Below are 14178 nucleotides of genomic sequence, written 5' to 3' on the forward strand. Positions count from 1 at the left end.
TTTATTGAAACGTTAAATAAACCCTAAATTCAATCCAATATTTTATCAAAATCGTACTTATATAAACAAATATGTAATAAATTCATATTCAATAAATTGAAAAAAAACGCTTACCGTTCGTCTAAAAATTGCCTAAAAGTGCAATAAAACGTGCAGTTTATCGTATTTTTACAACATCTTAACCTACATTTACTATGAAAATTAATAATTATATAGACCATACGCTTCTGAAACCTTCTGCAAGCCAAAAGGATATCAAAAATTTATGCGCAGAAGCCAAAAAGTATCGGTTTTATTCAGTTTGTGTTAATGGGTCCTATGTTGCCTATGCCAAACAGCTGGTGTCAAAATCCAATGTCAAAGTTTGTACCGTAGTCGGATTTCCGTTGGGAGCTTGCACAACTGAAACGAAAGTTTTTGAAGCTAAACAAGCCGTAGCATTAGGTGCTGATGAAATTGATATGGTCATGAACATTGGGATGCTCAAAAGTGAAAATTTCGTAAGTGTCTATAAAGATATTCGTGATGTTAAGTTAGCCATTGGAAAAATTCCTTTGAAGGTCATCATTGAGATTAGCGAGCTGTCAAAAAACGAAATCGTAAAAGCATCACAAATATGTGTAGATGCCAAAGCTGATTTTGTAAAGACTTCAACTGGATTTGCAAAGAGTGGTGCAACATTAACCGCTGTGAAAATGATTAAAAAGACAGTTAAAAATCAAGCCAAGATTAAAGCGTCTGGTGGTATTAAAGATTTGGAAACTGCAAAAAAATATATAGATTTGGGAGCCGATAGAATTGGCACTTCTTCTGGTGTCAATATTGTATTGGAAAGTAAAACACGATATCAAGAACCTGCAGCGTGAGCGTACATATTGAAGCAAAAAAAGGCGATATAGCCGAAACCATTTTATTACCTGGCGATCCACTTCGAGCTAAATGGATTGCCGAAACATTTTTAGAAAACCCCTTTTGCTTCAATAAAATTCGGAATATGTATGGATACACAGGTACTTACAACGGAAAGCGTGTATCTGTTATGGGAACTGGTATGGGTGTACCCAGTATCTCTATTTATGCACATGAATTAATTAATGAATTTGATGTTAAAAACCTGATTCGAGTCGGAAGCGCTGGATCTTATCAAGAACATGTGAAAGTACGTGATATTGTTTTAGCCATGGCTGCCTCTTCAAATTCTGGAGTTAATGAATTACGTTTTGGAGGTGCCGATTATGCACCTACTGCAGATTTTGGTTTATTTCAAAAAGCCGTTGAGGCTGCAAAAGCCAAAAATATCCCTTTGAAAGCTGGAAACGTTTTTACTTCGGATGAATTTTACGCCGATAATTTTGAATCCTATAAAAAATGGTCCAAATTCGGTATTCTTTGTGTCGAAATGGAATCTGCCGGATTATATACGGTTGCAGCAAAACATAATGTGCATGCATTGTCCATTTTAACCATTTCAGATTCTTTGGTTACTGGAGAACGCACCACCAGTCAAGAGCGTGAATCCACTTTTAGGGAAATGATTGAAATTGCTTTAGAACTGGCTTAAACGAACCATTATTTGGTATCTTTATTGCAAATCATAACCACATGAAGTATTTGTTTTCATTTGTTATTCTACTGGCATTGACATTTAAATCTCAAGCTCAAAACACCTTAAGCGAAGGTATTACTACTTTTTATCTCATTCGTCATGCTGAAAAAGATCGAAGTGACTCAAGCAACAAAAACCCTCATTTGACTGAAAAAGGACATGAAAGAGCACAGCACTGGAGTAACATTCTAAAACATGTGAAATTTGATGCCATTTATTCAACTGATTTTCATAGAACTCGAGAAACTGCTATGCCAATAGCAAATAGCAATCAATTGGAGATCATGATTTATAACCCAAGACAATTAGATATTCAAGCTTTAAAAAATGTAAATAAAGGAAAAAATGTTCTTATTGTAGGCCATAGCAACACCACACCATCTTTAGTTAATAAACTATTAGACACTCATAAATATGACGATATCGATGACGACAACAATGGTCAATTATTTATAGTTACCATGTCTGAAAGTCATACAGCCGATGTCCTTTTAGAAATTAATTTCCAGTAGTAACTTAATTGGTTACCTTTGAACTTATGCAGAAAAAGATTAACATACTTAATAAAAAAGCTAAATTTCAATACGAAATTCTAGATAAGTATACCGCTGGAATTGTTTTAACAGGCACAGAAATAAAATCGATTCGAAACAGTAAAGCCTCAATTGCCGAAAGTTTTTGCGAATTTAATGACCGTGGCGAGCTATTTGTTATCAATATGACCATTGAGGAATATCTTTATGGAACCTATTACAATCACAAACCCAAGGCCGAACGCAAATTATTGCTTAATAAACGGGAACTAAAAAAATTAGAAAAGGAAGTCCAAAATACCGGTTTAACCATTATTCCGTTACGGTTGTTCATTAATGAAAAAGGGTTCGCCAAAATGGATATCGCCCTGGCCAAAGGTAAAAAGCTTTATGATAAACGCGAAACCATAAAAGATCGAGAAAACAAAGTTCGTTTGGATAGAATAAAGAAAAGCTACTAATAAAAATCACTATGAAAAAAGTATTAATTCTTTCAGTCATTCTATTAGCTACATCAATTACTTATGGGCAAGACAAAACTAATATGTATGCTGATAATGTATCTACTTTAGACGCCACAATTAAAACATTATATCAAGTTATTTCGGGTGATAAGGGAGAAGAACGAAATTGGGATTTATTCAAATTTTTATTTCATCCAGATGCTAAATTAATTCCCACTGGTAGAAATCAAGAAGGAAAGTATAGTGCCAGATATATGACACCAAGTGATTATATTAAATCTTCAGGGAAATGGTTGGTTGAAAACGGATTCCACGAAGTGGAAATCAATAGAACCACTGATACTTTCGAGCAAATCACTCAAGTGTTCAGTACCTATGAATCCTATCATAATAAAACAGATGAAAAACCCTTTATGCGTGGCATCAATAGTATTCAACTTTTGAATGACGGAACTCGTTGGTGGGTTATAAACATTTATTGGAAGCAGGAAACCGCTGAAAACCCTATACCAGAAACCTATTTGCCGAAAGATTAATTTTTATCCTCCAAAAGAGGTACAAATCGGAATTCACCGAACTCATGTTTTTCAAACTCCTTGGGTCCCTTTCTAATATAAAGGGTCATGGTTTGAACAGCATCACCTACAGGAATAACCAGTCGACCACCAATAGCCAATTGACCTAAAAGTGGTTTTGGCACAAATGGTGCACCTGCAGTTACAATGATACCTTTAAAGGGAGCTTCTTCTTTTAATCCTTGATAACCATCTCCAAAAATTAATTTTTTCGCCCTATAGCCTAATTTTGGCAAAAATTTACTCGTTTTCTTAAACAATTCGTTTTGTCTTTCAATACTAAAAACTTGTGCTCCCAACTCACATAAAACAGCTGTTTGATAACCGCTTCCGGTACCTATTTCTAAAATTTTATCGCCTTTTTCGACTTGCAATAATTCCGTTTGAAAAGCTACGGTATAAGGTTGTGAAATGGTTTGATCGGCGGCAATAGGAAACGCCTTGTCTTGATATGCATGATCCAAAAATCCAGAATCCATAAACAAATGTCTTGGTATTTTGCCAATGGCTTGCAAAACATTTTTATCAGTAATTCCTTTGGCTTCAATCGTCTTGACTAATTTTTGACGCATGCCTTTGTGCTTAAAAGTATCTTTCAATGGGTGCCTTTTTTGATGGTTAAAATTAATCAAACATTTTGACCCTAAAAATTAAAAATTGACCATTTTTTTATCGAAACTGACTAGCCGGATTTTATATCTTAATTCATGCAAAAAAATGGTTAAAAACCTTATTTTTGTTGAAAACGAAAATACGATGATAAAAGCTGGTGTTCTTGGTGCTGGTCATCTTGGAAAAATACATTTGCGATTACTGCAACAGTCTGATAAATATGAATTGGTCGGATTTTATGATGCTGATGAAGCTAATGCCAAAAAAGTAGAAGCCGAATTTGGCTATAAATACTTTAACTCTATTGATGATTTAATCATGGCTGTAGATATGGTGGATATTGTAACTCCTACACTATCGCACTACGATTGTGCCAAACAAGCCATTGCACATGGTAAGCACATATTTATTGAAAAACCTATCACGAATACGGTTGAAGAAGCCGAAGAGATTCGTGAACTGTTGGCACAACATAACATTCGAGGGCAAGTTGGACACGTTGAGCGTTTCAATCCAGCCTTTATAGCAGTCAGGGATAAAATTGAAAATCCCATGTTTATTGAAACACACCGACTAGCTGAATTTAACCCTAGAGGAACTGATGTTCCAGTTGTATTGGATTTAATGATTCATGATATTGATATCATTTTGAGTGTGGTAAAATCCAAAGTCAAACAGGTTTCTGCTAGTGGTGTATCAGTAATCAGTGATACTCCTGATATTGCCAATGCACGCATAGAATTTGAAAATGGTTGCGTGGCCAATCTGACTGCTAGTAGAATTTCGTTAAAAAATATGCGAAAAACACGTTTCTTTCAAAGAGATGCTTACATTTCAGTGGACTTTTTAGAAAAGAAATGTGAAGTAGTCAAAATGAAAGATGCTCCAGAAGTTCCTGGTGATTTTGATATGGTGTTACAAAATGCCGAAGGAGTTAAGAAACAAATTTATTTTGATAATCCTGAAGTAGCTGCAAACAATGCTATTTTAGATGAATTGGAAACCTTTGCCGAAGCCATTACAAATAATACCAAACCAGTTGTAACACTGCATGATGGTACGGAAGCACTTCGTGTTGCGACTATGATAATCAATCAATTTAAAAACTAAATAAAATCAAATAACCACAACTCGTGGAAAAATTCTTTTAATATGAAAAATGTAGCTGTTATTGGAGCAGGAACGATGGGAAATGGTATTGCACATACCTTTGCCCAAAACGGATTTAAAGTGCAATTAATTGACATTAGTGAAGCCTCCCTAAAAAGAGGTATGGATACCATTGCCAAAAATTTGGATCGCATGGTAGCCAAAGAAAAAATAACAGAAGCTCAAAAAGATGAGACCCTTGGAAACATCACCACATTTACAAGTATCACAGAAGGTGTTGAATATGCCAGTTTGGTAGTCGAAGCTGCTACTGAAAATGTGGATTTGAAATTAAACATCTTCAAACAATTAGATGAGGCTTGTCCTGATGATACTATTTTAGCCACCAACACCTCCTCTATTTCTATTACCCAGATTGGTGCCGTTACATCCAGACCTGATATGGTCATTGGTATGCATTTTATGAATCCTGTGCCTATTATGAAATTGGTTGAGATCATTAGAGGCTACAACACAAGTGATGACGTAACCAATACGATTATGGATTTATCAAAACAGTTAGGTAAAGTTCCAGTAGAAGTTAATGATTATCCAGGGTTTGTTGCCAATAGAATCTTAATGCCCATGTTAAATGAATCTATTGAAACCCTTTACAATGGTGTAGCCGGTGTCAAAGAAATAGACACGGTTATGATGTTGGGTATGGCTCATCCAATGGGACCACTGCAATTGGCCGATTTTATTGGATTAGATGTTTGTCTGTCTATATTAAATGTCATGTACGAAGGATTTAAAAACCCAAAATATGCGCCTTGCCCTTTATTGGTAAATATGGTACGAGCTGGTAAATTGGGTGTGAAATCTGGCGAAGGATTTTATGATTACTCTGATAATAGAAAAGCCGAAACCGTAGCCAAGCAATTTTCTAAATAAAATAGTTTGGCTAAAATCATTCCTTTTAATGCCGTACGTCCAACCAGGGATAAAGTGAGTCTGGTTGCTTCACGATCTTACCAAACTTATACCCAAGCCGAACGGGAAGCCCGTCTGGATTACAACCCGTTTTCATTTTTACATATTGTAAATCCGGGTTACAAATACGATCGCGAAATAACTGGTGTTGAACGTTATCAGCTAGTTAGAAATCGCTACATGGAATTTAAAGAGGATGACATTTTTATAAAAGACCCATCTGCTTGTTATTACGTTTATAAAATTGTTGATAGAGACAACCAGGAATTCAATGGCATTATTGCTGCTGCAAGCGCTGAAGATTATGAAAATAATATTATTCGAAAGCACGAAGACACATTAGCTTATAAAGAGCTCATTTTTAAGGATTATCTGAAAACCGTAGGGTTTAATGCCGAACCTGTTTTACTTACCTATCCAGACAATCAGGTAATAGAAACCATTATTAGGAAAGCGCAACAAGAACGCGCTGAATTTGAATTTACGACGACCTATCGCGACACACATTATCTGTGGTTAATTGATAACAAAGATTCCATTGAAATTATTCAAAAAGAATTTGAAGACATGTCAACCATTTACATAGCTGATGGTCATCACCGTTCAGCATCTTCCTATTTGTTGTATAAGGATGAAAAATCTCAAAATCCAAATCATTCTGGAAAAGAATCCTACAATTATTTTATGAGTTATTTAATTCCGGAATCGGATTTAAGAATCCATGAATTTAATAGATTGGTTAAAGATTTAAACGGTTTGACAAAAGAAGAATTTCTGATAAAGTTAGATACCATCTATCGAATAGAAAATCGTGGTAAGATGCCCTATAAGCCCTCTAAAAAGCATCATTTCAGTATGTATTTAGATGGTGAATTCTATTCACTGTATCTTCGAAAATCACTATATTCCTTTGAATCGTCGTTAGATGCATTAGATGCCCAAATTCTTTTTAAAACCATTTTGGAGCCTATATTGGGCATTACCGATCTTCGTAATGATTTACGTATTATGTACAGTAATGGTAAAAAAGATGTGATTAATGTAAAAAGTCAAGTTGATAGTGGCGATTTTGCCGTTGGCTTTGGTATGGTCCCTGTAAACATTAATGAGATGAAACAAATAGCGGATGAAGGTCTTAAGATGCCACCAAAATCTACTTTCATTGAACCCAAGTTACGAAGTGGCGTAACCATATATGAGTTTTAATATGTCTATTTCAGAAAATCTTAAAAAAATAAAAAGCAAACTACCTGCAGATGTTACTCTCGTTGCAGTTTCCAAGACGAAGCCTATTGACTCAATTATGGAAGCTTATAATGCTGGTCAACGTATTTTTGGTGAAAATAAGATTCAAGAAATGGTTGAAAAACATGAACAAATGCCTAAAGATATTCAATGGCATATGATTGGTCATGTTCAGCGGAATAAGGTAAAATATATGGCACCTTTTGTGAGTTTAATTCATGGTGTTGAAAACTTTAAGGTCCTTAAAGAGATAGACAAACAAGCCAAAAAATACAATCGCGTTATAGATTGCCTGTTACAAATAAAAATTGCCGAAGAAGATTCCAAATTTGGTATGAATTCATTGGATGCTAAAACAATTTTAGAATCTAATGAACTCAAAGACCTGAACCATATCAATATTGTTGGTGTTATGGGAATGGCTACCTTTACGGAAGACACGAAACAAATTGAAAAGGAGTTCAAAACCTTAAAAAACATTTTTGAAGAATTAAAAAACATACAATCCAAAAACTGCCATTTAAAGACTATTTCAATGGGCATGAGTGGCGATTATGATTTAGCCATATCTTGTGGTAGCACTATGGTTAGAATAGGAAGCAGTATTTTTGGAGAACGGAATTATTCACACTAAAACACATCAATAGAATCACTTTTTGTACGCAATATTAGACATAGAAACCACTGGAGGCAAATACAACGAAGAAGGTATCACTGAAATTGCAATCTACAAGTTTGACGGCCATAAAGTGGTAGATCAATTTATCAGTTTAGTTAACCCAGAGCGAGAAATACAACCATTTGTGGTCAACCTTACAGGTATTAACAGCAATATGTTGCGAACTGCTCCAAAATTTTACGAAATAGCTAAACGCATAGTCGAAATTACTGACGATTGTATTCTAGTAGCGCATAACGCTCAATTTGACTATCGGATTTTAAGAACTGAATTTAAACGTTTAGGTTTTGGATTCAAACGCAAAACACTATGTACAGTTGAATTGGCCAAGAAACTCATACCTGGTCAGGATTCCTATAGTTTGGGCAAACTGGCAAGATCTCTTGGTATTCCAGTAAGCGACAGACATAGAGCCAATGGTGACGCAGTGGCTACAGTAAAACTATTTAAGATGTTGCTTTCAAAAGATTTGGAAAAGTTTATTGTTCAAGATGCCATCCGCGTAGAGCCTAAGTATCAAATGGAGCCTAATCTGAAGCAAATCATCAATGAATTGCCCAATGAAACTGGTGTCTATTATATTCACAACGAAAATGGTGATGTGATTTACATTGGTAAGAGTAAAAATATCAAAAGTAGAATCAGTCAGCATTTTACAAATACCAGCCCTAAATCCAAAAAATTACAGCGTCAAGCATCAACTGTAACTTACGAAAAAACAGGTAGTGAATTGGTTGCGCTCTTGAAAGAAAGCGAAGAGATAAAACGAATCAAACCACTATTCAACAGAGCTTTACGTCGAAGCTTGTTCACCCATGCCTTATATAGTTTTCAGGACGACCAAGGATACATTAATTTGAAAATTGACAAGGCTGATGGTAGAAAAAAACCTATTACCACCTTCTCAAATAGACAAAGTGCCAAAAGCTTTTTATTTAAAGTTGTAGATGATTTTAATCTTTGTCAAAAGCTTGTTGGCCTTTACCCAACTAAAAAAAGCTGCTTCAATTACAATATTGATTTGTGCCAAGGCGCCTGTATTCAGGAAGAACATTATGAGGCATACAATTCTCGTGTATTGGCTTTAATTTCAAAAAATAGTTATGACAAGCAAAACATGGTTGTCATTGACAGAGGTCGTGATATTGAAGAGCGAAGTGCCATATTGATTGAGAATGGTATTTTTAAAGGGCTAGGTTATTTTGATTTAAATTATCAGATAACTAATATTGAAGTGCTACGTACCGTCATTACTCCTATGCAAAACAATCGTGATGCCCAACACATCATTCAAAGCTATATAAGACGTAACAAAAAACTAAAAATCATTCAATTGAATTAATTATGAAAGTATTTTATTTATTTATCTTCTTGATTTCAGGATTATCCATTTATGCTCAAGATAGTTTTAATTCAGAAAGCTATATTGTAACAAAAAATGATTTAGAGTTGAACAGTTATTCAAAGGATTCAACTGCTAATGCATTGGTCATTTATGAAAAGGGCAATAGTTACATCGATAAAAATACTTTCAAATTAATTTTTGAACACCAACAAAAGCTAAAAATATTAACACGGGATGGATTTGACAAAGCTACTATCACGCTTTATTTATATAACAATGATGGTAGAAAAGAAAAAGTAGAGGACATAATGGCTATAACCCACAATAGTGTTAATGGACAAGATGTTAAAACGCAGCTTGATAAAAGCCAAATATTTACCGAAAAATACAACGACAATTACACATTAGTCAAATTTACGCTCCCGAAAGTTCAAGAAGGTTCAGTTATCACCTATAGTTATTCAATTGAATCTCCTTTTATTTACAAATTTAAAGGTTGGGATTTTCAGGATGACATACCAAAACTTTATAGCGAATATAATACCAGTATTCCTGCAAATTATGAATACAATATTAAGCTTGTAGGCAGTCTTCCTTTAGTTAAAAACGAATCCGGTCGTCATATTGAGTGTATAAGATTAAACAATGGAGGTTCAGCAGATTGCTTCACCTCCATATATGCCATGGAAGACATACCAGCCTTTATTGATGAAGACTATATGACTACGCGAGAAAACTATTTGGCAAGTATTGATTATGAACTGAAGATATTTAGAGGGTTTGATGGAACCGTTGAAAATATTACCAAAACATGGAAAACTGCAGATGATGAATTAAAATCAGACCCTAACATTGGTAGACAATTGATAAAAAATGTTTCTTCTAATGTTTCCATAGCTGATAGTGTTCTCACTGAGTCCAATTTGTACAAGAAAGCAAAAGGTATTTTTGAATATGTCCAATCTAATTTTGTTTGGAACGGTGAATACAGTATATATAACAACTCATCGGTAAAGGATTTAATAAAAAATAAAAGTGGTAATGTTGCCGAAATAAATATTCTTCTGCATAATCTACTTGATGACAATGGAATTAATGTTTATCCAGTGCTTGTCTCAACAAGGAATCATGGTTTACCAACCAAAATATATCCAGTCATTTCTGATTTCAACTACTTAATCGTTCAAGCTGAAATCAATAATAAAATTTACCATTTGGATGCTACCGATCCTTACTTGAGTTTTGGAATGTTACCATTTAGATCTTTAAACCAATATGGCAGAAAATTAGATTTTAAAAATGGGAGCGATTGGATTGATATTATACCTAGTAAAAGATCTACAATTTCAAGAAAAGTTCAATTAGAAATCAATTCTGAAGGACTCATTTCGGGCTCATTGAATGCCAATTCAACTGGCTATCATGCACTATCCAAAAAAGAAGCGTATTTTGATAATCCTACAAACTATTACAAAACCAATAAAGACGACCATCCTGATTTAGATATCCTTAATCATGAAGTAGAACACAAAGATAAAACGAGTTTTAATTTTGTCGAGGATATGGAATTCGAATATGTTGCTGAAGATTTAGGAGGTGTTTTTTATTTAGATCCTTTTGTTTTCAAGTTTTTCAAAGAAAATCCATTTAAACTTCAAGAAAGAACTTACCCAATAGATTTTGGCTATAAAGATTCTTTCCTATACAATCTAAATTTATTTGTTGACGAAAGCTACGAGATTATTGAAGTTCCAAAACCTCTTAATGCCAAATTACCCAATAATTCAGGAGAGTTAGTTTTCAAGGTTTTAAAGAACGACAACAATATTCGCATCTATTATAAAGTTGATTTTGACAAGGAGATTTATGAACGTGAATATTATAGTTATTTAAAAAAGTTTATGAATGAGGTTGTTAACTCTGAAAACAATTCACTAATAGTGATTAAGAAAAAATAAATTATATTTATTTAATCTATGCAGCATTCAAAACCACATAAATCTTGGAAAGATCAACTTCATGAAATTATTTATGAGGCAGACACACCTTCTGGAAAATTGTTTGATGTTGTTCTCCTCATAGCCATTTTAGCGAGTATTTTATTGGTCATGCTTGAGAGTGTTAAAAGCATTGATGCCCAATATCATACTTTTTTAAATATTTCTGAATGGATTATTACGGTTCTGTTCACAATAGAATATGTATTGCGAATTATTACGGTTAGAAAACCTATAAAATATATAACCAGTTTTTATGGCGTTATAGATTTACTTTCAACTATTCCAAAATATTTATCACTTATTTTTGCAGGCACGCATGCATTAATTGCATTGCGGGCATTACGATTACTGCGTGTTTTTAGAATTCTAAAATTAGCACGCTATTTAGGGGCTTCAAATCATTTGGCTTCGGCCATAAAGTCTAGTCGTGCTAAAATTTCTGTTTTTTTGTTTGCGGTTTTAATTGCAGCTGTCATATTTGGAACCATTATGTATTTAGTTGAAGGCGAAGAGAGTGGTTTTACCAATATCCCTAAAAGTGTTTATTGGTGTATTGTAACCTTAACAACGGTTGGGTTCGGAGATATTGCTCCAGTAACACCATTGGGGCAATTTATTGCAACCATTATTATGATACTTGGTTATGGTATTATTGCCGTACCAACAGGCATTGTTTCTGCGGAATATACCAAGAAAGCCAATGATGATTTAAAATCAGGGCCAATACCACCACATCCCAATGAACCCATTGTTCACTTAAACTCACAATGCTGCGCAAATTGTTTAAATGAAAAACATGTTGATGGCGCTGAATATTGTTTTAAATGTGGTTGTAAATTACACCATGACAAATAAAACACTTATTTCAATTGTTGGTCCTACAGCAATAGGCAAAACATCCTTAAGTATTGCTTTAGCAAAACATTTTAAAACGGAAATCATTTCTGCAGATTCACGTCAATTCTTTAAAGAAATGCAAATTGGAACTGCTGCACCAACTCCTTATGAACTTCAGGAAGCTCCTCATCATTTCATACATCACAAATCTATAACGGATAACTATAATGTTGGAACGTTTGAGACAGATGCCCTAACTAAATTGGAAGAGCTCTATAAAAAACACCATGTTATCATTATGGTTGGTGGTTCAGGACTTTATGTTGATGCTGTTACGAAAGGGCTTGATGATTTTCCAAAAGTTGACTCAACAATAAGAAAATCATTAACTGAAACTTTTAATAAAGACGGTTTATTACCGCTTCAAAAGCAGCTTGAAGTGTTGGACCCCAAAACATATAAAATGATTGCCATTGATAATCCACATCGTGTGATGCGTGCTCTAGAGATTTGTATTGGTACTGGCAAACCCTATTCGTCATTTATCAATAAAAAGAAAAGCAATAGACCATTCCAAACCATAAGTATTGGCTTAACAGCCGATAGAAAAATTATTTACGACCGAATTAATCAACGAGTTGATAACATGATGGAAGAAGGACTATTGGATGAGGTTAAAAGTTTAAATCAACATAGAAATTTAAATAGCTTAAATACCGTTGGCTATAAGGAGCTTTTCAATTATTTGGACAATGAATGGACATTGGAGTTTGCCGTTTCAGAAATTAAGAAAAACAGTAGACGCTTTGCAAAAAGGCAACTGACTTGGTTTAGAAAAGATGAAACCATTCAATGGTTTGACTTTGAATGTAAATTAGACACTATTATTGATTATATTGATAGAAAATTAATTTCATCATGAGAAAACTAAATTTATTCATTTTAATCTGTGTTTTTGGAATTTCATTGAGCTATTCCCAAAACGAAGAAACTCTGAAAGCCATAGACAATCAAATATGGAAACCGTTCACTATCGCATTTGAAACCCATAATTACAGCCTTTTTGGTAAGTTGCACACTGATGATTTAGTGCGCATAAGTGGTGATGGCAAACGCGTTCAAGGTAAAGAAACTTACATTGCCGGATATAAAGAAAGATGGAATAACAGTTCGAGTAAACAAACTATTTCATTCCGGTTTTTAGAACGTTTGCACGATGACAATGCCGCATCGGAAAGAGGCATTTATAAATTATCCTTGAATCCCAACACCGAACAAGAGCAAAATTATTATGGCAAATTTCATGTGATATTAAGACAAGTAAATGGTGTTTGGAAAATTGCTGTTGATTATGACTCATCGGAAGGTAATACTATTAATCAAGATTCCTACAACAAGGCATTTGCCATTGATGACTATGACAAGTATTAAAAAAAACCCAGCAATGCTGGGTTTTTTATTTATAATAGAAAGAAACTTATTGAATTTTATTCATCATTATTAATGACTAGCCTAAACCCTTCTCCGTGAATGTTTAAAATTTCAACTTTTGGATCTAGTTTTAGATACTTTCTTAATTTAGCAATATAGACATCCATACTTCTTGAAGTGAAATAGTTATCATCTCTCCAAATTTTCGTCAAAGCTAATTCACGAGGCATCAAATCGTTTTCATGCAATGCTAAAAGGCGTAACAATTCATTTTCTTTTGGAGACAGTTTAATTTGCTCGCCTCCATTATAAGTCAAGAAGCGAAGTTTAGAGTTTAGATCAAAGTCTCCAATTTTAAATTGAAACTGCTTACTATCTGCAACCGTTTCGGTAGCCTTACGCTGCATGATAGCTTTTATTTTCATCAGTAGCACCTCACTATCAAAAGGTTTGTTTAAATAATCATCAGCACCTACTTTATAGCCTTTTAATACATCTTCTTTCATAGCTTTAGCCGTTAAAAAGACTATAGGCACTTCGGTGTTTTTTTCCCTGATTTCTTTCGCAAGCGTAAAACCATCTTTATAAGGCATCATAACGTCCAAAATACAAAGATCAAAATCATCTTTTTTGAACTTCTCAAAACCTTCCATACCATTTTTGGCATGGGTTACTTCATAATCGTTCATGATTAAATAATCCTTTAAAATGGTTCCGAAATTCGGGTCGTCTTCTACTAATAAAATTTTCTTCTGTACGTCACTCATAA

At 34.0% G+C, this 14178-nt stretch carries 16 protein-coding genes; 14 read left to right on the top strand and 2 right to left on the bottom strand.

Annotation, left to right across the window (positions count from 1 at the left end):
• Window positions 1-194 precede the first annotated feature (194 nt).
• From deoC to C1T31_RS11010, 5 genes are read left to right on the top strand one after another with little or no spacing between them, the layout of a single operon-like run.
• Window positions 195-866, top strand: coding sequence for a deoxyribose-phosphate aldolase (gene deoC, locus C1T31_RS10990; RefSeq protein WP_103052542.1), 672 nt, complete (start codon window positions 195-197; stop codon window positions 864-866).
• On the top strand, window positions 863-1561 hold the full coding sequence (gene deoD, locus C1T31_RS10995; protein ID WP_103052543.1) for a purine-nucleoside phosphorylase: 699 nt from the start codon (window positions 863-865) through the stop codon (window positions 1559-1561). Before deoC ends, deoD begins: the two co-directional genes overlap by 4 nt.
• A 41-nt stretch (window positions 1562-1602) precedes the next feature.
• Window positions 1603-2118, top strand: a complete 516-nt coding sequence (locus C1T31_RS11000; RefSeq protein ID WP_103052544.1) for a SixA phosphatase family protein — start codon at window positions 1603-1605, stop codon at window positions 2116-2118.
• Between the two features lie 26 nt (window positions 2119-2144).
• A complete protein-coding gene (smpB, locus tag C1T31_RS11005; protein WP_103052545.1) occupies window positions 2145-2600 on the top strand; it encodes an SsrA-binding protein SmpB in 456 nt (151 codons plus the stop codon).
• Window positions 2601-2611: 11 nt separating this feature from the next.
• Entirely contained in the window at window positions 2612-3139 is a 528-nt protein-coding gene (locus tag C1T31_RS11010; protein WP_103052546.1) for a hypothetical protein, read from the top strand.
• Here C1T31_RS11010 and C1T31_RS11015 read toward each other — a convergent pair.
• Window positions 3136-3777, bottom strand: coding sequence for a protein-L-isoaspartate(D-aspartate) O-methyltransferase (locus C1T31_RS11015; RefSeq protein WP_103052620.1), 642 nt, complete (start codon window positions 3775-3777; stop codon window positions 3136-3138). The two genes, C1T31_RS11010 and C1T31_RS11015, sit on opposite strands and share 4 nt — an antisense overlap.
• A 157-nt stretch (window positions 3778-3934) precedes the next feature.
• On the opposite strand from C1T31_RS11015, the gene C1T31_RS11020 reads away from it, so the two are divergent.
• The 9 genes from C1T31_RS11020 to C1T31_RS11060 are packed head-to-tail and all read left to right on the top strand — an operon-like array spanning window position 3935 to window position 13409.
• On the top strand, window positions 3935-4900 hold the full coding sequence (locus C1T31_RS11020) for a Gfo/Idh/MocA family protein (protein WP_103052621.1): 966 nt from the start codon (window positions 3935-3937) through the stop codon (window positions 4898-4900).
• Window positions 4901-4942: 42 nt separating this feature from the next.
• Window positions 4943-5833 carry a 3-hydroxyacyl-CoA dehydrogenase family protein gene (locus C1T31_RS11025; RefSeq protein ID WP_103052547.1) on the top strand — a complete coding sequence of 297 codons (891 nt, stop codon included), beginning with the start codon at window positions 4943-4945 and terminating at the stop codon, window positions 5831-5833.
• A gap of 6 nt (window positions 5834-5839) precedes the next feature.
• Window positions 5840-7078: a DUF1015 domain-containing protein gene (locus C1T31_RS11030; RefSeq protein ID WP_103052548.1), complete on the top strand. Its 1239-nt coding sequence runs from the start codon at window positions 5840-5842 to the stop codon at window positions 7076-7078.
• 1 nt (window position 7079) lies between these two features.
• On the top strand, window positions 7080-7751 hold the full coding sequence (locus C1T31_RS11035) for a YggS family pyridoxal phosphate-dependent enzyme (RefSeq protein WP_103052622.1): 672 nt from the start codon (window positions 7080-7082) through the stop codon (window positions 7749-7751).
• Window positions 7752-7773: 22 nt separating this feature from the next.
• The gene (locus C1T31_RS11040; RefSeq protein WP_103052549.1) at window positions 7774-9138 is read left to right on the top strand and encodes a 3'-5' exonuclease family protein; all 1365 of its coding nucleotides are present in this window, start codon (window positions 7774-7776) and stop codon (window positions 9136-9138) included.
• 2 nt (window positions 9139-9140) lie between these two features.
• Window positions 9141-11099 (top strand): DUF3857 domain-containing protein, encoded by a 1959-nt coding sequence (locus tag C1T31_RS11045; RefSeq protein WP_103052550.1) that lies wholly within the window; start codon window positions 9141-9143, stop codon window positions 11097-11099.
• 18 nt (window positions 11100-11117) lie between these two features.
• Window positions 11118-11996, top strand: coding sequence for an ion transporter (locus C1T31_RS11050; protein ID WP_103052551.1), 879 nt, complete (start codon window positions 11118-11120; stop codon window positions 11994-11996).
• A complete protein-coding gene (gene miaA / locus C1T31_RS11055) occupies window positions 11938-12900 on the top strand; it encodes a tRNA (adenosine(37)-N6)-dimethylallyltransferase MiaA (RefSeq protein WP_394338508.1) in 963 nt (320 codons plus the stop codon). Before C1T31_RS11050 ends, miaA begins: the two co-directional genes overlap by 59 nt.
• On the top strand, window positions 12897-13409 hold the full coding sequence (locus C1T31_RS11060) for a YybH family protein (RefSeq protein ID WP_103052552.1): 513 nt from the start codon (window positions 12897-12899) through the stop codon (window positions 13407-13409). The genes miaA and C1T31_RS11060 overlap by 4 nt, the downstream gene beginning before the upstream one ends.
• A 56-nt stretch (window positions 13410-13465) precedes the next feature.
• Here C1T31_RS11060 and C1T31_RS11065 read toward each other — a convergent pair whose 3' ends face one another.
• Window positions 13466-14176, bottom strand: a complete 711-nt coding sequence (locus tag C1T31_RS11065; RefSeq protein WP_103052553.1) for a response regulator transcription factor — start codon at window positions 14174-14176, stop codon at window positions 13466-13468.
• Window positions 14177-14178 lie beyond the last annotated feature (2 nt).

It is taken from the genome of Hanstruepera neustonica (genome assembly GCF_002895005.1).
Lineage (GTDB): Bacteria > Bacteroidota > Bacteroidia > Flavobacteriales > Flavobacteriaceae > Hanstruepera > Hanstruepera neustonica.